This is a genomic window from Vibrio paracholerae, from assembly GCF_037672085.1.
In the GTDB taxonomy this organism is placed as follows: Bacteria; Pseudomonadota; Gammaproteobacteria; order Enterobacterales; family Vibrionaceae; genus Vibrio; species Vibrio cholerae.
In genome coordinates, this window is record NZ_JBBHLM010000001.1 from 1,017,929 (window position 1) to 1,037,930 (window position 20,002).

At 49.3% G+C, this 20,002-nt stretch carries 14 protein-coding genes and 1 pseudogene; 9 read left to right on the forward strand and 6 right to left on the reverse strand.

Annotation, left to right across the window (positions count from 1 at the left end):
- The first annotated feature begins 62 nt into the window (after window positions 1-62).
- A complete protein-coding gene (locus R4537_RS04875) occupies window positions 63-2,942 on the forward strand; it encodes an FAD-binding and (Fe-S)-binding domain-containing protein (RefSeq protein ID WP_071179427.1) in 2,880 nt (959 codons plus the stop codon).
- Window positions 2,943-3,025: 83 nt separating this feature from the next.
- On the opposite strand, the gene ppsR is transcribed toward R4537_RS04875, so the two are convergent.
- Window positions 3,026-3,859 (reverse strand): posphoenolpyruvate synthetase regulatory kinase/phosphorylase PpsR, encoded by an 834-nt coding sequence (gene ppsR, locus R4537_RS04880; protein WP_001177872.1) that lies wholly within the window; start codon window positions 3,857-3,859, stop codon window positions 3,026-3,028.
- 173 nt (window positions 3,860-4,032) lie between these two features.
- Between ppsR and ppsA the strand changes: the two genes are divergently transcribed.
- The 3 genes from ppsA to R4537_RS04895 all read left to right on the forward strand — a co-directional run bounded on the left by ppsA (window position 4,033) and on the right by R4537_RS04895 (window position 9,685).
- The gene (ppsA, locus tag R4537_RS04885; protein WP_071179428.1) at window positions 4,033-6,405 is read left to right on the forward strand and encodes a phosphoenolpyruvate synthase; all 2,373 of its coding nucleotides are present in this window, start codon (window positions 4,033-4,035) and stop codon (window positions 6,403-6,405) included.
- A 182-nt stretch (window positions 6,406-6,587) separates the two neighbouring features.
- On the forward strand, window positions 6,588-8,144 hold the full coding sequence (locus R4537_RS04890) for a methyl-accepting chemotaxis protein (RefSeq protein ID WP_071179429.1): 1,557 nt from the start codon (window positions 6,588-6,590) through the stop codon (window positions 8,142-8,144).
- A gap of 212 nt (window positions 8,145-8,356) precedes the next feature.
- Window positions 8,357-9,685 (forward strand): MATE family efflux transporter, encoded by a 1,329-nt coding sequence (locus R4537_RS04895; protein ID WP_071179430.1) that lies wholly within the window; start codon window positions 8,357-8,359, stop codon window positions 9,683-9,685.
- A gap of 42 nt (window positions 9,686-9,727) precedes the next feature.
- Here the strand turns inward: R4537_RS04895 and R4537_RS04900 are convergent, their stop codons facing one another.
- Window positions 9,728-10,537: an AraC family transcriptional regulator gene (locus tag R4537_RS04900; RefSeq protein ID WP_071179431.1), complete on the reverse strand. Its 810-nt coding sequence runs from the start codon at window positions 10,535-10,537 to the stop codon at window positions 9,728-9,730.
- An 86-nt stretch (window positions 10,538-10,623) separates the two neighbouring features.
- Here R4537_RS04900 and R4537_RS04905 point away from each other — a divergent pair, with 86 nt between their 5' ends.
- Both R4537_RS04905 and R4537_RS04910 read left to right on the forward strand, forming a co-directional pair.
- Window positions 10,624-10,866, forward strand: a complete 243-nt coding sequence (locus R4537_RS04905) for a hypothetical protein (protein ID WP_071179432.1) — start codon at window positions 10,624-10,626, stop codon at window positions 10,864-10,866.
- A gap of 62 nt (window positions 10,867-10,928) precedes the next feature.
- The gene (locus R4537_RS04910; RefSeq protein ID WP_000733097.1) at window positions 10,929-11,621 is read left to right on the forward strand and encodes an MOSC domain-containing protein; all 693 of its coding nucleotides are present in this window, start codon (window positions 10,929-10,931) and stop codon (window positions 11,619-11,621) included.
- Window positions 11,622-11,727: 106 nt separating this feature from the next.
- On the opposite strand, the pseudogene R4537_RS04915 reads toward R4537_RS04910, so the two are convergent.
- Window positions 11,728-13,042 (reverse strand): annotated as a pseudogene (locus R4537_RS04915) (DEAD/DEAH box helicase).
- Between the two features lie 243 nt (window positions 13,043-13,285).
- Window positions 13,286-14,257: a citrulline utilization hydrolase CtlX gene (ctlX, locus tag R4537_RS04920; protein WP_071179434.1), complete on the reverse strand. Its 972-nt coding sequence runs from the start codon at window positions 14,255-14,257 to the stop codon at window positions 13,286-13,288.
- Between the two features lie 371 nt (window positions 14,258-14,628).
- Between ctlX and vcaM the strand changes: the two genes are divergently transcribed.
- A complete protein-coding gene (gene vcaM, locus R4537_RS04925; protein ID WP_071179435.1) occupies window positions 14,629-16,488 on the forward strand; it encodes a multidrug efflux ABC transporter VcaM in 1,860 nt (619 codons plus the stop codon).
- A 151-nt stretch (window positions 16,489-16,639) separates the two neighbouring features.
- On the forward strand, window positions 16,640-17,344 hold the full coding sequence (locus tag R4537_RS04930; RefSeq protein WP_001043276.1) for a DUF445 domain-containing protein: 705 nt from the start codon (window positions 16,640-16,642) through the stop codon (window positions 17,342-17,344).
- Between the two features lie 100 nt (window positions 17,345-17,444).
- Here R4537_RS04930 and R4537_RS04935 read toward each other — a convergent pair whose 3' ends face one another.
- Window positions 17,445-18,488 (reverse strand): alkene reductase, encoded by a 1,044-nt coding sequence (locus R4537_RS04935; RefSeq protein ID WP_000129732.1) that lies wholly within the window; start codon window positions 18,486-18,488, stop codon window positions 17,445-17,447.
- Window positions 18,489-18,636: 148 nt separating this feature from the next.
- Between R4537_RS04935 and R4537_RS04940 the strand changes: the two genes are divergently transcribed.
- Window positions 18,637-19,212 (forward strand): TetR/AcrR family transcriptional regulator, encoded by a 576-nt coding sequence (locus tag R4537_RS04940; RefSeq protein WP_001261552.1) that lies wholly within the window; start codon window positions 18,637-18,639, stop codon window positions 19,210-19,212.
- Window positions 19,213-19,283: 71 nt separating this feature from the next.
- Here the strand turns inward: R4537_RS04940 and R4537_RS04945 are convergent, their stop codons facing one another.
- Window positions 19,284-19,913, reverse strand: coding sequence for a LysE family translocator (locus R4537_RS04945; RefSeq protein ID WP_071179436.1), 630 nt, complete (start codon window positions 19,911-19,913; stop codon window positions 19,284-19,286).
- Window positions 19,914-20,002 lie beyond the last annotated feature (89 nt).

A 20,002-nucleotide genomic window follows, 5' to 3' on the forward strand; every position in this document is an offset into this window, starting at 1 on the left:
GCAAGCCCCCCTTGCAACTTCAAGTAAAAAGTGAATTGAGGGAACACACGAGGAAGCACAATATGACCCCACCGATCGCCGATCGTCTCTATCAGCAGCTCGAACAGATTTTAGCGAGCCGAATTGATCCGCAGCGCATTATTACTCAAGAAGCGAAACGGCTCGCCTACGGTACTGATGCCAGCTTTTATCGGTTGATCCCCAAAATCGTGTTACGCCTCAAATCACTCGATGAAGTGATTTTTGCTATTCAGAGTTGTGGCCAACTTGGCATTCATTTTACCTTTCGCGCGGCAGGAACCAGCTTATCGGGTCAAGCCGTTTCCGATTCGGTACTCATCACCTTAACCGACGATTGGCGCGGGCATGAAGTGCAAAACCAAGGCTTGAAAATTCGCCTGCAACCGGGCGTGATTGGCGCCGATGCCAACAAGTACCTTGCCCCGTTTCAGCGCAAAATCGGCCCCGATCCCGCCTCCATCAACACCTGTAAAATCGGTGGCATTGCCGCCAATAACGCTAGCGGCATGTGCTGCGGTACGGCGCAAAACTCCTATCGCACCGTTGATGGCATGCAAATTGTGTTTGCCGATGGTTATGTGCTCGATACACGCGACCCCGACAGCGTGACTCGTTTTAAACAAGAGCGTGCCGACTTGGTGGAAGGCATTCACGCGCTGTGCCAAGAGACTCTAGCCAATTCTGAGCTCACCGAACGCATTCGCCACAAATACCGTCTGAAAAACACCACAGGTTATGCGCTGAACGCCTTGGTTGATTTCTCTGATCCAATCGAAGTGCTGACCCACTTGATGATCGGCTCAGAAGGCACACTCGGCTTTATCGCCGACATCACCTATCACACCGTAATTGAACACGCACACAAAGCCTCAGCGCTGCTGGTGTTTGCTGATATTGAACAAGCCAGTCAAGCGGTGACCACGCTTTCCAAAACGCCAGTGGCAGCGGTAGAAATGATGGATGGACGCGCGCTACGCTCGGTGGCCGACAAAAAAGGCATGCCCGAATTTATCGCCAAGCTCGATTTAGAAGCTGCGGCGCTGCTGGTTGAATCCCACGCCAGTGACGCGCAAACCTTACGCGATCAGTGTGAGCAAGTGATGAGCGCGCTGCAAAGCTACCACATTATTGAATCGGTTCCGTTTACTTCCGAGAGCAAAACCGTGGCGACCTTATGGGGCATTCGTAAAGGCATGTTCCCTGCGGTAGGCGCTGTGCGCGAAGTGGGTACTACGGTCATCATTGAAGATGTGGCCTTTCCGGTAGAAAACCTCGCGGCCGGTGTGCGCGATCTGCAAGCTCTGTTTGACAAATACTACTACAGCGAAGCGATCATCTTTGGTCATGCCCTTGAAGGAAACCTGCACTTTGTGTTCACTCAAGGCTTTGATAAGCAAAGTGAAATCGAACGTTACGGCGCGTTTATGGACGATGTGGCCGAACTGGTCGCCGTAAAATACCAAGGTTCACTGAAAGCGGAACACGGTACAGGGCGCAACATGGCTCCTTACGTTGAGCTGGAATGGGGTAAAGAAGGCTACGCCTTGATGCAGAAAATCAAAGCGCTCTTTGACCCCAAACGCTTACTCAACCCCGGCGTCATCATCAACGAAGATAAGCATTCGCACATCAGTAACCTCAAACCCATGCCTGCGGCCGATAACTTGGTGGATCGCTGTATCGAATGTGGTTTCTGTGAGCCCGTCTGCCCATCACGCACCCTCACGTTGTCACCACGCCAACGCATTGTGTTATATCGCGAATTGCAACGCCGCCGCGCAGCGGGTGAAAACGTGGCTTCTAGCGAGCTAGAGCAAGTGTTTGAATACCAAGGGTTAGACACCTGCGCCGCGACTGGATTGTGCGCAGAACGTTGCCCCGTCGGCATCAATACCGGCGATCTGGTCAAAAAACTGCGCACCGCCAAATACCAAAAATTCACCCCGATTGCGCGTTGGACAGCAGAGCACTTTGGCGCGACCACCACACTCGCTCGCACCGGATTAAAAGCTAACCAAGTGGCGACCAAAGTGCTCGGTGAAAAATCGGTGGGCACTATGATGAATGGGCTACGCCGGCTAAGCAAAGGCAAAACCCCTTTATGGATGCCGGAAATGCCGCAAGCAAACACTCACTCGCTGGAACTCGCTGTCGAAAATCTGCCGCGCAGTGACCAAAAAGTGGTTTACCTGCCCTCCTGTGCCAGCCGCAATATGGGTCAACAAGCAAGCGCGACCGATCAACGCCCACTGACGGAAGTCACCCTCTCCCTGCTCAATAAAGCTGGCTTTGAAGTGATTCTGCCTACAGAGCTCAGCAGCCAGTGCTGCGGTATGCCTTATGACAGCAAAGGGATGACCGAGATTGCACAAAGCAAAGCCCTGCAATTGGAGAACGCTTTATGGCAAGCCAGCCAAGGGGGGCGTTATCCGATCTTGATGGACACCAGCCCGTGCGCCAAACGCAGCATTGAGCAATTCACCAAACCGATGGAAATTCTGGAGCCAACGGGGTTGGTAAGTCGTTACTTACTGGATCACCTCACACTCGCGCCGAAGCAAGAAACCATCATGCTGCATATCACTTGTAGCTCGCGCCGCCTTGGCTTAGAAGGCGATATGCTGAAACTGGCCAAAGCCTGCGCCAGTGAGGTGATTGTGCCTGAGCACATTCAGTGCTGTGGTTGGGCGGGAGACAAAGGTTTTACTACGCCTGAGCTCAATGCCGCTGCCGTCCATTCGCTCAAAGAGCAAGTGCCGGCGCACTGCAGCCGTGGGTTTAGTAACAGCCGCACGTGTGAAATCGGCTTATCACACCACAGCGGCATTCCTTATCAATCCATCTTGTATCTGGTGGATGAAGTCGCGAGACCAAGGTTGGCAACGCAAGAGAGTACAGAGCAGCCAAGCGAGTACGCATAAAAAATACTTTTCCAAGCCGATAATTTGGGAAAAGAGAAGGGGCGCTTGCGCCCCTTCTCAAAATGCCCTTATCAAAATAGAAATTAGAATAAACGGCGCTTTAAGCCTGTGCGTTCAAGGATCCGGGTGGAAATTTCCTCCACCGACAAGGAGGACGTATTGATGTATGGAATGGCTTCACGGCGAAACAGCGCTTCAACCGTCGCTAATTCCTGTAAACACTGCTGGTTGCTGGCGTATTCGCTGCCTGCCAAACGGTTTTCGCGAATTTCAGTCAAACGTTCCGCATTGATGGTAAGGCCAAACAGTTTATGACGATGAAACTCAAACTCAGGCAACAGGCGCATCGCATGCATATCTTCGGCGATAAAGGGGTAGTTCACCACGCGCAGGCCAAACTGCATCGCCATGTACAAACTGGTGGGCGTTTTTCCGCTGCGCGATACGCCAAGCAAAATGATGTCTGCCCGGTCGAGGTCTTTAAGCGAAACGCCATCATCATGTGCCAAGGTGTATTCAATGGCAGCGATCCGGTCAAAATAGGTGTCCGAGTCCTTGCCGACACTGCGCGAGCGTTGCAACTTAGGCGCGGGCTCCATCTCAATATCCAGGCTCACCCGCTGCACTATGCTCTCCAACACATCGTAAAAATGCGCGGGCGCTTGCAGCAAACGGGTACGCATTTCGGGGATCACCATGGAGAAAAACACCAAAGGTTTTACCCCGTGCAATTGATAAGAACGTTGGATCTGCTTGAGCAGTTCACTCAATTTTTCGTCACTTTCCACAAACGGAAAGGTTTTTTCATTGGGTTGCACAGCAAACTGACCCAGTACAACGTGCCCCAACGTTTCACAAGTGATGGCCGTTCCGTCAGAAACATAGAACACATCACGGCGTTGCGATTCCATTTGCATCTTCTATTTAATCTTTCAAAAATTTTTGATTAGGATAAGCACCATAATACGCATAACAAAACCCGGCATTCCAGCGCCTCTCCCACAGCTTTGAAAATTCCTTCGCGAATTTTTTTGCCAAGAGAAGCAAACGATTGCCAACCCTACAAGCTGCAATGTTTCTGGAGAAAGACATGCAAAAGAACACCCTCTGGTTTGATAGCCTATCCATGCAAGATGTGGATAAAGTCGGCGGGAAAAATGCCTCGCTCGGCGAAATGGTTTCTAACCTTGCCAACGCTGGCGTTTCCGTGCCCAATGGCTTTGCCACCACCGCGTATGCCTTCAACCAATTCCTCGATTTTGAAGGACTCGATGAACGTATTCACCAATTGCTCGATGAGTTGGATGTTGACGATGTCGACGCGCTGCGTAAAACCGGTGCCACGATTCGTCAATGGATTTTACAAGCCCCCTTCCCAGCCGAGCTGGAACAAGAGATCCGTACCAATTACAACCAACTGATTGATGGCAACAGCGAATTGTCGGTTGCGGTGCGCTCATCCGCCACCGCAGAGGACTTGCCTGATGCTTCGTTTGCGGGTCAGCAAGAGACGTTTCTTAACGTCAAAGGCATTGATGCCGTGCTGGAAGCAACCAAGCATGTGTACGCTTCACTGTTTAACGATCGCGCTATTTCTTATCGTGTTCACCAAGGTTTCGACCATCGCGGCATTGCGCTCTCGGCAGGCATTCAGCGCATGGTACGTTCGGATAAAGCGGCCTCAGGCGTGATGTTTACGCTCGATACCGAATCTGGCTTCGACAAAGTGGTGTTTATCACTGCAGCTTGGGGCTTAGGTGAAATGGTGGTACAAGGCGCAGTTAACCCAGATGAGTTTTACGTGCACAAGCCGCTGCTCGAAGCGGGCTATCCTGCGATTGTCAAAAAAACGTTTGGCTCCAAGCTGAGCAAAATGATCTACGCCAACAGCCAAGTGATTGGCAAGCAAGTGGAAGTCGTCGATACCTCCGCACACGAGCGTAACCAGTTCTCATTGACCGATGCCGAGATCCAAGAGCTGGCTAAACAAGCGTTGATCATTGAAAAACACTACCAACGTCCGATGGATATTGAGTGGGCGAAAGATGGCATCGACGGTAAGCTCTACATAGTTCAAGCTCGCCCAGAAACCGTCTGTTCACAGAGCGAACAGAACGTGATTGAGCGCTATGAGCTGAGCCATAAGGCCTCTGTGCTACTCGAAGGCCGCGCGATTGGTCAGCGCATTGGCAGTGGTACCGTACGTTTGGTCGATTCTCTGGATCAAATGTCACTGGTGCAGCAAGGCGATGTGCTCGTCACCGATATGACGGATCCTGATTGGGAACCGGTGATGAAGAAAGCAGCCGCGATTGTCACTAACCGTGGCGGACGAACTTGTCACGCGGCGATCATCGCTCGTGAATTGGGAATTCCTGCGATTGTCGGTTGTGGTGATGCCACGCGTCGCCTGAGCGATGGCGCGCAAGTCACCGTTTCCTGCGCAGAAGGGGAAACCGGTTATGTGTACGCCGGTCAATTGGATTTTGCGGTGCGCCGCTCTTCAGTAGATGAGCTGCCGATGCTGCCCACCAAAGTGATGATGAACGTGGGTAATCCCGATCGCGCCTTTGATTTCGCGCAGATCCCGAACGAAGGCGTGGGGCTGGCTCGCTTAGAGTTCATCATCAATAAGATGATTGGTATCCACCCAAAAGCGCTGCTCAATTTCGATGCGCAAAGTGCCGAATTGCAAACGCAGATCCTTGATCGCATTCGCGGCTATCGTGACCCGATTGATTTCTACGTCAGTAAGCTGACCGAAGGGATCGCCACCATCTCGGCTGCCTTCTGGCCAAAACGGGTGATTGTGCGTATGTCCGATTTTAAATCGAATGAGTACAGCAACTTAGTTGGCGGCAGTGAATTTGAACCTCACGAAGAGAATCCGATGCTTGGTTTCCGTGGCGCATCGCGTTACATCTCTCCCGTGTTTGAAGACTGTTTTGAGCTGGAGACGCAAGCCATCAAACGTGTCCGCCATGAAATGGGGTTGAAAAACGTGGAAGTGATGATCCCATTTGTGCGCACCACAGGTGAAGCCGAAGCGGTGATCGATCTGCTGGCGAAATTTGGTTTACGCCGTGGCGAACAAGGTTTGAAAGTGATCATGATGTGCGAGCTGCCTTCCAACGCGGTTCTCGCCGATGAGTTTTTGAAATTCTTTGATGGTTTCTCCATCGGCTCAAACGATATGACTCAGCTCACTTTAGGACTGGATCGTGATTCTGGCGATGTGGCTCATCTGTTTGATGAACGCAATCCTGCGGTAAAAATCATGCTGAAAATGGCGATTGATGCGGCAACGCGCGCTGGAAAATACGTGGGTATCTGTGGTCAGGGGCCATCGGATCATGATGACCTTGCACAGTGGCTCATGGAACAAGGCATCAGCTCTGTTTCTCTCAACCCAGACACGGTGATTGATACTTGGCTAAAGCTGGGTGCTGTGTCTAAACGTTAACCTAAGGTATACCCAACCTACTTGAACAGAGGCAGAGTTTTTACTCTGCCTCTAGTCACATAAAATTTCGCTTTCCTTACTTGCTTCGCGACATAACCCCATCTATACGTTAAAGACAACGATAATCACAATCACAACGCACAGTATTTGGCGCAACAGGAACTATTGAATGGAGCTCTTTTATGCGCAATAACCAACCGGTTACTCAAAAGGAAGTCACCTATCCACCTCACTTCAACCTTTTGTCAACCACCACACTCAGCAGTCATATTAAATACGCCAGTAAAGAATTTTGCGATGTCGCAGGTTACACGCTTGATGAGCTCGTAAACCAACCACATAACATGGTTCGCCACCCCGATATGCCGCCTGAAGCGTTTAAAGACATGTGGGAACACCTCAAGGCGGGCAAATCTTGGATGGGAATGGTGAAGAACCGCTGCAAAAATGGCGACCATTATTGGGTGGATGCCTTTGCTTCACCGATTAAAGAAAATGGCAAGGTAGTGGAATACCAGTCGGTTCGTTTATGCCCGAGCCGTCAGCATGTCGATAATGCGGATAAACTCTACAAACAGATCAAAGCAGGCAAAACACCTTGGCAGTTAAAAATGCCACGCACTCGCCTATGGCAGCGTTTAGGAGCGGGTTTCGTGATAGCGGCAGGCCTAAGCTTTTTGTCTGACCTTTTATTAGCGGGTTCAGGTATACCTGCAATGCTGCTATTGACCATCATTATGGCTTACTCTTTCACTCGTCGTTTGGAGGCCCTCTCAGAAGAAGCGCGTAAAGTGTTTGATAATCCGTTAATGGAACTGGTTTACAATGGTCAAGTTGATGATATTTCAGAAATAAAGCTCGCGCTCAAAATGCGCCAGTCTGAAATCAATGCGATTGTAGGAAGAATTCAAGACTCAAGCCTACAAATTGGAGAAGCCGCTAAAAAATCCTCAAATAATAGTGGCTCTACAGCCGTCAATTTAGACTCACAAACACGCGAAACAGAGCAAGTCGCCGCTGCCATTACCGAAATGAACATTACCGCTAATGAAATCGCACAAAATGCACAAGCCGCTTCCGATGCTACAAGCAATGCCCAAAATGCAGCGCGTGAAGGAATGAAAGCAGTAGAGACAACGGTTGAAGCTATGAATGATATGGCAACACAATTGGGGCAAGCCTCAACGGTTATCGAGCAGTTAGCTTCGCAAAGCGCCACTATTGGCCAAGTGATGGAAGTGATTCGAAGTATTGCTGAACAAACCAATTTACTCGCCTTGAATGCAGCGATTGAGGCTGCTCGGGCTGGTGACCAAGGGCGTGGATTTGCTGTCGTCGCAGATGAAGTTCGCAAACTTGCTCAACGCAGTACTGAATCAACAGAAGAAATTCAGGAGATCATCACCTCCATTCAAACCAGTACCAAAAATGCCGTTAATGCGATTGAGCAAGGCAACAAACTATCATCTTCTTGTGTCGATAGTGCAAACCTATCAGGGGGAAAATTAACCACACTTTTATCGCAAATCTCCGACATCGCAATGCGCAACGAACAAATTGCTACCGCAGTTGAAGAGATGGCCAAAGTTACTGAGGATATGAATCGCAGCGTCCAATCGATCAGTGATGTATCAATCTCTACGTTAGAGCTTGCTGAAGGTACACGTAATGAATGTGAGCATTTGGTGGAGAATTTAACTTCTCAAGCCAACTTAGTTCGCCAGTTCCGCCGCTTATAGCCATCGGAACAAGTCGGCGAGCCACCAGTACATCTATGTTTATTACATCACGACTGTGGCATCGGGTCTCTTTTCAGAGACCTGATGTTTTTTTGATACAGTGCTGTACATAAACAGCACTCGATCAATTTGCACTTAACTCGCATAATCTACCTCCAAATCACTTGGAGTCTCCGCTCCAACTAAGAAAGATATATCAAGCACGAGAGCCTATGCATACGCCCACCTATTCTTTAACCAAGCAACTTTTCCAAATGACTTGGCCTATGCTGTTTGGCGTCCTGTCACTGATGAGCTTTCAGCTAGTTGACAGCGCTTTTATCGGCCAGCTCGGGGTTCTACCTCTTGCGGCTCAAGGCTTTACCATGCCGATTCAGATGGTGATCATCGGTATTCAAGTCGGTTTAGGTATCGCCACCACAGCGGTGATTTCTCGAGCCATCGGTGCAGGAAAAACCGACTACGCTAAACAGTTAGGCGGTTTGGTGATCGTCATCGGTGGTATTGGCGTGGCGCTGATAGCCCTTGTGCTTTACCTATTACGCCAACCTTTGCTTGGCCTGCTCGGTGCACCGGACACCGTCTTTGCCATCATAGATCACTACTGGCTCTGGTGGCTTGCCAGTGCATGGACTGGCGCTATGCTCTACTTCTATTACAGTGTCTGCCGCGCCAATGGCAATACTCTACTGCCAGGCACTTTGATGATGGTGACCAGTGTGCTCAACCTCATCCTCGACCCGATTTTTATCTTTACCTTCGACCTTGGGATTGATGGTGCAGCGATCGCGACCATTATTGCTTTTGGCGTCGGTATCGCTATCGTCGCACCTAAGGTTGCCCAGCGCCAATGGACGAGTTATCAGTGGCAAGATCTGAATATCTCGCAAAGCCTCACTGCGCTTGGCCATATCATGGGGCCGGCGATGTTAAGCCAACTGTTACCTTCGCTCTCTTCCATGTTTGCCACCAAATTACTGGCAAGTTTTGGTACTGCCGCTGTCGCCGCATGGGCACTTGGCTCACGCTTTGAGTTTTTCGCCTTAGTGGCCGTGTTAGCTATGACCATGTCACTGCCGCCTATGATCGGTCGCATGTTAGGGGCTAAAGAGATCACCCATATTCGGCAATTGGTACGGATCGCCTGTCAGTTTGTGTTAGGTTTTCAACTGCTGATCGCTCTGGTGACGTATGTTTTTGCCACACCGTTAGCTGAGCTGATGACCAGCGAAACCGAAGTGAGCCAAATACTGAATTTACACTTGGTGATTGTCCCGATCAGCCTCGGCGCACTCGGGATCTGTATGTTGATGGTGTCTGTCGCTAACGCGCTTGGGAAGTCTTACGTGGCTCTAACTATTTCAGCGCTGCGCTTATTTGCTTTTTACTTACCTTGTTTGTGGCTCGGTGCGCATTTCTACGGGATCGAGGGGCTTTTTATTGGTGCGTTAGTCGGCAATATTATTGCTGGTTGGGCAGCATGGCTCGCTTATCAAAAAGCTTTACGTCAGCTCGAAGGATCGCATCACACCACCGCTTAGGTTTCATGTGTAAAAAACACACTACGCTGGTGAAGCTTAAAATTATCCACCATTCACCCTAAATTTCTGAGGAGTAACATCAAAGTAAGCTTTAAACGCTTTGATATAAGAAGAATCATTCTGATACCCGATTTGATCGGCAATCGATTGGATAGAAAAGCCTTCATCAAGCAGTGATAAGGAGCAGATTAGGCGGATTTGCTGCCGCCAGAGTTGAAATGAAGTGTGAAATTCTTTAGCAAACAGGCGTGATAATGTTCGCTCAGAGGCTCCCACTTTTTTCCCCCACTCTTTCAACGACCAATCGAGTGCCGGGCTATCGGTCAACGCCTCAAAGATCAGTCTCAAACGTCGGTCTTCCGGTAAAAGCAACTGAAACGTTTGCACGTTATCCTTCTCAACTTGATCATGCAAAACAGCCAACAAACGGGAGACTTCCTGATGATGAGTACCGTGGCCTTCACACTGTCTTCGGATCTCTTGTAATAGCTCATTTAAAAATGGCGTGAGTGTGATAGTTCGAACTTTCGGCTCATACTGTGTACCCAAGGCCGGATTGAGATAAATACCGACAAAAGTGGTATGAGTGAGTGCGATAGACTCGTGTTGAATTCCCGCTGGCACAAATAAGGCAGAAGTATGAGGCACGAGATGCTGATAGTGATCAGTCTGGGTTTGGAGTAACCCCTTAATCGGAAAGATAATTTGATGCCATGTATGTTGATGTCGCAAATCAACATAGCCTTTAGGCATATCGATTGTTTTAGTCAAAGCGGGCGAACTTGGGTTAGCAGCCATCATTTGATTGGCTGTCATAACACTGGGTTGTGCTTTTACTTGGCGGCTTGGCATTGTTAACTGTCCTTACATCCCTACTCTGACATTATTAACCTAAGCTATGATACACGCCAGATCCAATAAAACCTTGGAGAATACACATGCGGTATCAAGTTGAAATATCCAAAAACAATCAACTGTTATTCAAAGTGGATATAGATAGCATCAACCAAAATCAATGCGAAACATCACTCAACTTAGTCCTAGAAAAATTCCCGCTAACGGAAGGCTACCATCGCCATGTGCTCTATGCCGACAGCGAAACTCGCTACCTGAAAAGTACCGATAAGAGCATCGAACTTTTAGCGGCAATTCCACTGTTTAAGTCATTAGGTGAACGTTAACGTTATAAACGTTTGCTCAGTCTGTACCAGACTGGATTGGGCAAAAAGAGTTGTTAGGGCATATGAAAAAATTAGGCGTAGTAAACTGCATATTAGCAGGTCAAACCGTGGCATTTGCTCATGGTTCACAAAGTGCTATCGATAAGAAAATCATGCACGGAAGACAACGAGTAACTCAACTTGGCTTTATTAACGACCAACAAGGTGATCCACGCTTTCATGGCGGCATTCAAAAAGCACTGCACATTTATCCAAGTGAGCATTATCCCATTTGGCAACAAGAGCTAGGTAACAAACCGATTTTCCAAACGGTTGGAGCCTTTGGTGAAAACCTCAGTTCAACAGGAATAACAGAAGCTTTCATTTGCTTAAAAGATAAGATTCGTATTGGATCTACCCTCCTCGAAGTCTCTCAAGGGCGTATGCCTTGCTGGAAACTTAATGTTCGATTCAACCAAAAAGATATGGCAACGCGGTTGCAAGATACCTTAAGAACAGGTTGGTACTTCCGTGTATTAGAAGAAGGCGATATCGGCGCAGATGATGAGATACTGCTGTGTGAAAGACCCTATCCGAATTGGTCATTGGCTCGGATTATGAGCGCTGTTTTTACTGGTCAGCTTGATCAAGAAGAATTGAGCGACATTGCCCAGCTGCCGCTTGTCGAGTCATGGGGCAAGCTGATTGCACGCCGTCTAGAAACAGGTCAAGTCGAAGATTGGGAAATGCGTTTGGTTGGCCCAACGGCTAGCTGAGTGCCCGAAAATGAATCAATAAGCCACTCTTTACTCGACAGCTGCAAAGAGTGAGGCTTATTGTTTATCAATTCAAACAAGCCCTCTAACTCGTTATAGCTTGTAGTTAACCACCCCCATTCGTTCGGGGTGATTGGGGCTTCGACTTGCCTTGGAACTGTTTAATACTGCTCTTACTGTTAGTACGACGATTGGCTTGTTTATCACGCGGAGCACGTTTGCTTTCACCCGTTGATGGCTGATCGGTCACTGGGAAACCTTCCAGATTCTGCACAGGTAAATCACGTTGGGTTAGGGTGCGAATGGCATTCAGTGCATCCATTTCTCCGTGACACACTAACGAGAGCGCAATGCCTTGCTGCCCCGCTCTGGCGGTGCGGCCTACACGGTGCACGTACGTTTCTGCGTGCATCGGCAACTCAAAGTTGATCACAACGGGAAGCTGCTCAATATGAATGCCGCGCGCGAGCAGATCGGTGGCAATCAACACTTGGGTTGTGCCGTTTTTAAACTCTGCCAGTGCAACTTCACGCTGCGCTTGGCTTTTATCACCATGCAGCGCAGTGGCTACCACTCCAGCTTTGTTGAGTTTTTTGGTCAAACTATCGGCATTCTCTTTTGCGCCGATAAACACCAGCACTTGCGGCCATTGGTGCTGCTTTAAAAGGTCTACCAAGGCTTGCGTTTTGCTGCCTTTGTTCACCAAATACAGCGTTTCTTGCACTGCTTGGTTGATGCTATTTTCAGGATTAGCAGAGACTTGGGTTGGCGCACGCATCAATTGCTGCGCTTTGAGTTTCAAATCATCAGAGAAGGTCGCAGAACACATCACAGTTTGGCGCACAGTGGCGGTTTGGCTTGCGAGCGCTTGCACTTGCGGCCAAAAGCCCATGTCGAGCAGACGATCGGCTTCGTCTAACACGAGCGTCGTTACGCGGCTCAAGCTCAATCCACTTTGAGTTAAATCAAGCAAACGCCCCGTGGTTGCCACCAGAATATTCGGGTTCTCAGCCAGCGCATTTTGCTGCTCAGTCTTATCTACCCCACCGCACAAGCAGAGCGTGTTCAGTCGTAACGGCGTACCAACCTGAGTGAGCACTTCGCTCACTTGCATGGCTAATTCACGAGTGGGTACCAACACTAAGGCTTGCTGCTCAGGGCTAGTTTTTAAACGTTCAAGCAGAGGCAGACCGTAAGCCAAGGTTTTACCACTTCCCGTATTCGCCAACGCCAACACATCTTTGCCCGTTAACATGGCTGGAATCACCAAAGTTTGAATGGCGGTGGGCTCGGTGATCGCTTTAGGCAGAGCTTGGATTAGATCAGCGCTTAACGCGAGAGAGGAAAATGACATGGGTTGGGTACCTGAGTATTCAAAAAAACAATGTGGGGCGAATTATCGCAGGCGTGGACTTTACCACAAGCGCATTTGAGAATACTCAGTATTTCAAGATCCAAACAACTTGGAGTTGTAGATATACCCTTCCTACTTGAAGCTGCAGCGGTGTTGGCTACGCTCGTTCACCCCAATCACATAGCTTGCCTATGCTCATGGGGATTCACTTACTTGCCGCCTACCTACAACTCCAAGTTGTTTGGGTATAGGTAGCTATATGTAAAGTAAAGGGAGATCACCTCATCTCCCTTTGTTTTGCTGATTCACCTTACGCTTGTTTTGGTAAAAACAACTCGGCCAACATACAGCGCACACTGCCACCGCCGATGGTTTCGATGGTCGGCACCGCAAAAGGCAGCAATTTACCGTGAGTGGCAAGTTGATTGAGTTGCGTAAGCGTAAAGGCTTCATAAGCCGATTGCGACATCGCGATCACTTTCTGGCCGTCAACAGTTTCGAGTTGCAAGATATTGCCGCAAAAGCGGTTCATCTGCTCAATCGAAATCGAAATTACCTGTTTATCTTTAGCCAGCGATTTTACGACAAATCGGCGCTCATATTCGGGGATAGCTTCATCGCAAATCACGCAAAAATGCTCACCTATCGCCATCATCACATTGGTGTGATAAATCGGTGAACCAGACGGCAATCGAGTTTGGAACGACACCACGCGCGAATAGCCGATCTGTTCGGCATACACTTCCAACACTTCACGATCGCAGCGCTGTGAAAGTCCCGCATAAATGGTGCGATTGGGGTGATCCATTACCATCACGCCAGTGCTTTCCAAAAACGCTTGCTGCTCAGTAAACGCCAGCAAAGAGTGCTGTTTTTTCACAGCAAAGCCTTGTTTTTGTAAGGTATCAATCAAAGCTTCAGGGCGCACTTCCAAACGGCGGTTGGCGCACGCCATCGGAAACAAAAACAGCTCGCCCGCCTCAGTGGTGCTGAACCAGTTATTCGGGAACACCGCATCCGGCGTTTCACCTTGGCCTAGGGGATAATCAAATACCACAACTTCAACGCCCGCTTGGCGAAGACCGTTTACCATGGCGTTAAACTCGCTCATAGCGCGCTGCAAAATGGTTTCAGCGCTGAGTGCCAACGGGTTTTGAAAGGCATTATCTTGCGCAGTTTGCGCATTAAAGCCGAACTCTTTTGGCGGCACCATAACGACAGCGCGAGCCGTTTGCGCAGCAGAGCGCGGAATCAACATATTGGGTTGTAGATGAACATTCATAATAGGCACTCATCACCGATTTCACCCCAAAAGTGTAAACAGAATGTTAACTAAAGATTTGCTGATTTTGATGAATTTCAATCGATAAATTTTATCTTTTTACTGGAAAAATGGCTCATAGCAGTCAAACTTGCTGGCGTTATGGATGACATCCGCTGGATTCGCTTAGGAATAACACGCCAAACAGATTGGCTCGCACAACCGAAACCAAACGACTTGGTGTGGTAGCTTCAACTCGCGAGGGTATAACTTCAAGTCACCAATGGATAACGTTATACTGCTTCCGTTTTAACAGAAAATCACATTTTGGCGGACGCTCGCACGCGTGCTCTCTCCCTCACTGCCGCCTTATCACAGCAAGGATCTTGTTCATGTTTAAGCTATTTGAAGGTTTCACCGAACCGTTTCCCAAAGGTGAACCCCAACGCCCACCCAACACTTTGTGGGCTTTTTGTCGCCACTATACTCGCGGGTTTGAAAAACCATTGATCGTGATGGCGTTACTCAGCACAGCGATCGCGATTATCGAGGTCTCTCTGTTTGGCTTTATGGGCCAACTGGTGGACTGGCTTTCCACCAGCTCGCCAGACACCTTTTTAACCGAAAACCAGAGCACTTTGATTGGGTTAGGCTTATTGGTATTGGTCGGCATGCCGCTACTGATCGCCTTCTATTCACTGCTGATCCACCAATCTTTGCTCGGTAACTACCCGATGTCGATCCGTTGGTTGGCGCACCGCTATCTGCTCAAGCAAAGCGTGTCGTTTTATCAAGACGAATTTGCAGGGCGCATCTCAACCAAAGTGATGCAAACGGCGCTCGCGGTACGTGAAACCGTGATGAAAAGTCTCGATGTGTTTGTCTACGTGATGGTTTATTTCACCGCGATTGTAGTGATTTTGGCGCAGGCCGATTGGCGCTTAATGATCCCAATGCTGATTTGGCTAGCGATTTACGTTACGGTGCAAATGTATTACGTGCCTAAGCTGAAAAAAGTGGCTTCCGAGCAAGCCGATGCCCGCTCACTGATGAGCGGCCGTATCGTCGATAGCTACACTAACATTATGACTGTAAAGCTGTTTTCGCATAGTCAACGTGAAACGCAATACGCCGAAGAAGGCATGCAAGATTTTCTGGGCACCGTCCATCGCCAAATGCGTTTGGTGACTGGCTTTAACATTTGGGTAGAAATGGCCAACTACTTGTTGGTATTTACCATTGCAGCCCTGTCGATTTATCTGTGGACCACCAGCGCCATCAGCGTCGGTGCCATTGCGGTTGCGGTCAGTTTATCCTTACGTATCAACGGTATGTCTAAATGGATCATGTGGGAAGTCAGCGCCCTGTTTGAAAATATCGGTACCGTTGTGGATGGCATGACCATGCTTGGCAAACCCATCACCGTCACCGACAAACCTGACGCTAAACCCTTGGTGGTTAAGCATGGTGGCATTACCTTTGATGATGTGAGCTTCCACTACGGTGAAAACAAAGGCGTGATCAACCATCTCAATCTCAACATCAAGCCGGGTGAAAAAGTCGGTTTAGTGGGACGTTCGGGAGCCGGTAAATCGACCTTGGTGAACCTATTATTGCGTTTTCATGATGTAGAGAGCGGCAGGATTCTCATTGATGGTCAACCGATTTCGGAAGTGACCCAAGAATCGCTGCGCAGCAAAATCGGCATGGTGACACAAGATACGTCACTGCTGCACCGCTCCATTCGCGACAACATTTTGTACGGCAATCCGAACGCCACCGAAGAGCAGCTTTTGAAAGCGACAGCGCAAGCCCACGCCCATGAGTTCATCCTCGGTTTGACCGATCCGCATGGTAACAGCGGTTACGATGCACAGGTCGGTGAACGTGGCGTCAAACTCTCCGGCGGGCAACGTCAGCGGGTGGCGATCTCTCGTGTTCTGCTCAAAGATGCACCACTTTTGGTGCTGGATGAAGCGACTTCCGCGCTCGATTCTGAAGTGGAAGCGGCGATTCAAGAGAGCCTCAATGAGCTGATGCAGGGCAAAACCGTGATTGCGATTGCGCACCGTCTGTCGACCATCGCAGCGATGGATCGCCTGATCGTACTCGATAAAGGCCAAATTGTTGAGCAAGGTACTCACCAAGAGTTGATTGCGCAAAACGGCATTTATGCTCACCTGTGGGCGCATCAAACCGGTGGCTTTATCGGTTGTGATGAAGACGAAGTGGAAGAAGCGATACTGGCATAATTCCAATCAGCACAGAATAAGCCCGCGACCATTCGCGGGCTTTTCTATTTCAGGGCTTTTGACTTAGAATTTCGCTACTTTTCCCATGCATTAACCGAGAAGCGCTTGGCCGTTATGCCAAGGTGAGACTTTGAGTAACCAAGAGAGCACCATGAACAAAAGTCTTATTACCAATGTAGTGGCGCTGGCACTGATGGGTGTCGGCTATTTCCTGCCTAACCACTATGCCTTTTACGCAGGGCTGTTTGCCTTTTCTGGCGCGATCACCAACTGGCTCGCCATCCATATGCTGTTTGAAAAAGTGCCGGGACTGTATGGCTCCGGCGTGATTCCCGCACGTTTTGAAGATTTCAAAGCCGCCATCAAAAACCTGATGATGGAGCAGTTTTTTACCGATGCCAATATCGACCGTTTCCTCAATAAAGAGATGAATGGCGCGTTGAACCTTGATTTGCAACCGGTGATCGCCAAAGTCGATTTCAACCCGACCTTTGATTCGCTCGTCGAAGTGATAAGCCAATCCTCCTTCGGTGGCATGCTGGCGATGTTTGGCGGCGCGACCGCGCTTGAGCCACTGAAACAGCCCTTTGTCGAGAAAATGCAAACGGCGCTTGTCGAGATGAGCCAAAGTGAGTCGGTACGTGAAGCCCTAAAAGGGCAACTCGAATCCCCAGCGATGCTGGATGAAATCAAAGCCAATATTGAAGGCATCATAGATCAGCGCTTAAATGAGCTGACTCCGCAACTGGTTAAAGAGATTGTGCAGAAGATGATCAAAGAGCATCTTGGCTGGCTGGTGATTTGGGGCGGCGTGTTTGGTGGCGTGATTGGTCTTGTTTCCGCGGCTTTGGTTTAACCTTGATTTAACCTTGGTTTAAACATCCGCACTGTAAACCTAAAAAATCAGCCCCAATAATGGGGCTGATTTTATCAATAAAGAAAGGTGAAACACCGAGTTAGTAAAGCTCAGTTAACATCGAATCTTGGTACGCTTTTAGCTCTTCCCCCTTTTGAACACGGGCGATGTAATCTGGGTTAGCGATAAATGGACGACCAATCGCGAGCAGATCAAACTCATTATTTTCAATCGCAGTGGCACCCGTTTCTGCGCTAAAACCACCGACACCCATCAGCGTTTTTGAGTAGTGCTGACGCAAGTAAGTCGACACTCGACCACCTAAGAAATCAAAGGTCACGCTGTCATCAAACATCCCTTCATGCAGATAGGCCAAATTGCGTTTTTCCAACTCAGGCAGTAAATAATCAAACACTTCACGATCACGCGGGTCGGCTTTGATGTTGAAATACGCCCCCGGAGACACACGCAGCGCAGTGCGCTCTGCGCCAATACGTGCGATCACCGCATCCACCACTTCCAAAGCAAAACGCGCCATATTGGCCGGCGTTTCGCCGTACTCATCGCTGCGTTGGTTCGAATCAAAATGCAGGAACTGGTCAATGAGATAGCCGTTCGCGCCATGAATCTCGACGCCATCAAAACCCGCCAAGCGTGCATTTTCCGCCGCTTGTGCGTAATCGGCCACCAGTTGCTTTATCTCCGCTTGGCTCGCCGCTTTCGGTACTGTGTACTGCAATTCACGGCGGCGTGGTACGCTGCCTTCGACACCGAGAGCTGAAGGCGCTAGAACGTATTCACCCGCAAAAAAGGCAGGGTGAGCCACGCGTCCGGTATGCCATAACTGAGCGAAAATCTTACCGCCATTGGCATGCACAGCGTCCGTTACTTTTTTCCAGCCGGCAATTTGCGCTTGCGTAAACAGCCCCGGAGTGTTCGGGTAGCCTTGAGCATCGGGGCGAATAATGGTGGCTTCGGAAATGATCAGTCCGGCATCGGCACGGCGTGCGTAATACGCCACCATGGCATCGGTCGGCACCAAATCATCATCAGCCATGCAGCGCGTCAGTGGCGCCATCGCAATTCGGTTGTTTAACGTAATCACATCATTGAGCGCGTATGGCTGAAAAAGAATATCGGTCATTTGAGTTGTCCTGTGGTTGTCTGTTGCGCTTATGCTAGATCATTCTTGAACAATCGTTCAAGAACTTTTTGAATGAACGTTCAAGATACTTTGTCATCGACTCGGTTTAGCGCTAGAATCGCGCCATGTTCGATGAAGAGAGTGTGTTGTGCGAGTAGCTGAATTTGACCGAGAGCAGGTGTTGCGATCCGCGATGGATGAATTTATGTCCAAAGGATTCAACAAAACCAGCATGCAAGATTTAAAACGCGTGACCGGTTTACACCCCGGCTCGATTTACTGCGCGTTTGAAAATAAGCGCGGTTTGCTGATTGCCGCCCTTGAGCAATACACCAAACAACGCGTCTCGGAATTTAATGCGATTTTCGCCGCACATCCCACCATCTTAGCGGGATTAGAGCAGTACATGGCGATGGTGGTGGATGAGTGTGAACGCGATGAGATCAAAGATTGCTTGCTGCAAAAAGCGCTCAATGAACTCTCTTGTCAGGATGAAGAAGTCGAAACGCTGATCCGCGCAACTGTCGGTACTTGGAAGCAAGGCATGCTTGCGCAATTACAAGAAGCACAGCAGCGCGGCGAAATAAACCCAGACAGTGACTGCGTGCTGCTCACCGAATATTTGGTGATGGGCATTTATGGTTTACGCTCGTTTGCCCACACTCGGCCGGAAAAGGGCTTACTCAGAAAGCTCGCCGATAAACTGTTGGACGCGATTCGCTGATCCGCCAGTGTTGGTAATTCCTACAAAAAAGCCACAGATGCGGTCTGTGGCTTTTCACTTTTTTGGCGATATCACACAAAATCGCTGAGCATCCAAAGCGCCAGCAGCAAAAACACCGCGCCCATCACTTTGTGCTGGTAAGTGCGAAAACGCTGATTGTCGACCAGCGAGCGACCAAACACGCCAATCAAAGCTACCAACAGCAAATTAAACAGCAAGCCGCACACATTCAGCAACATACCCAGCGCGAACATCTGTTCGGCGGAGCTCGCTGCGATATTGGTTGAAACAAACTGCGGCAAAAACAGCACAAAGAACACCAAGGCTTTGGGGTTCAGCAAATTGCTCACTAAAGCGCGTTGGTAAAAGGTTTTTGCTACCGCTTGTGCCTCATCCAAGGTGGGCGCTTGCGCCGCATCGGCGCGTAGGCAATCCCACGCCATTTTGAGTAGGTATGCTCCCCCCAACAAATGCAGCACATTGAGCGCCAACGGGTTCATCGCAATCAGTGCGGAAACCCCGAGCGCCGCGAGTAAGGTTAAAATCATCCCTGATGTGGCATTGCCCAAGCTGGCAAACAAACCGACTCGGCGTCCGTAGCTCATACTAGAGCTCGCAATCAGCAGCATATCTGGTCCTGGGATCAGCAACAGCGCCAATACCGCGGTGAGATAAACCGGTAATACCGAAACATCAATCATGTTGAAAATCTTGTTAAAGCTGGAAAGCGGCGGATTTTATAGGAGACATACCGCCATTTCCATATGAAAGATAATCCAAATAAACTCAT

Bases quoted from the DNA above. Each gene is read 5' to 3' on its own strand.
- R4537_RS04875 (WP_071179427.1), top strand. From the start codon at position 63: ATGACCCCACCGATCGCCGATCGTCTCTATCAGCAGCTCGAACAGATT.
- ppsR (WP_001177872.1), bottom strand. From the start codon at position 3,859: ATGCAAATGGAATCGCAACGCCGTGATGTGTTCTATGTTTCTGACGGA.
- ppsA (WP_071179428.1), top strand. From the start codon at position 4,033: ATGCAAAAGAACACCCTCTGGTTTGATAGCCTATCCATGCAAGATGTG.
- R4537_RS04890 (WP_071179429.1), top strand. From the start codon at position 6,588: ATGCGCAATAACCAACCGGTTACTCAAAAGGAAGTCACCTATCCACCT.
- R4537_RS04895 (WP_071179430.1), top strand. From the start codon at position 8,357: ATGCATACGCCCACCTATTCTTTAACCAAGCAACTTTTCCAAATGACT.
- R4537_RS04900 (WP_071179431.1), bottom strand. From the start codon at position 10,537: ATGCCAAGCCGCCAAGTAAAAGCACAACCCAGTGTTATGACAGCCAAT.
- R4537_RS04905 (WP_071179432.1), top strand. From the start codon at position 10,624: ATGCGGTATCAAGTTGAAATATCCAAAAACAATCAACTGTTATTCAAA.
- R4537_RS04910 (WP_000733097.1), top strand. From the start codon at position 10,929: ATGAAAAAATTAGGCGTAGTAAACTGCATATTAGCAGGTCAAACCGTG.
- ctlX (WP_071179434.1), bottom strand. From the start codon at position 14,257: ATGAATGTTCATCTACAACCCAATATGTTGATTCCGCGCTCTGCTGCG.
- vcaM (WP_071179435.1), top strand. From the start codon at position 14,629: ATGTTTAAGCTATTTGAAGGTTTCACCGAACCGTTTCCCAAAGGTGAA.
- R4537_RS04930 (WP_001043276.1), top strand. From the start codon at position 16,640: ATGAACAAAAGTCTTATTACCAATGTAGTGGCGCTGGCACTGATGGGT.
- R4537_RS04935 (WP_000129732.1), bottom strand. From the start codon at position 18,488: ATGACCGATATTCTTTTTCAGCCATACGCGCTCAATGATGTGATTACG.
- R4537_RS04945 (WP_071179436.1), bottom strand. From the start codon at position 19,913: ATGATTGATGTTTCGGTATTACCGGTTTATCTCACCGCGGTATTGGCG.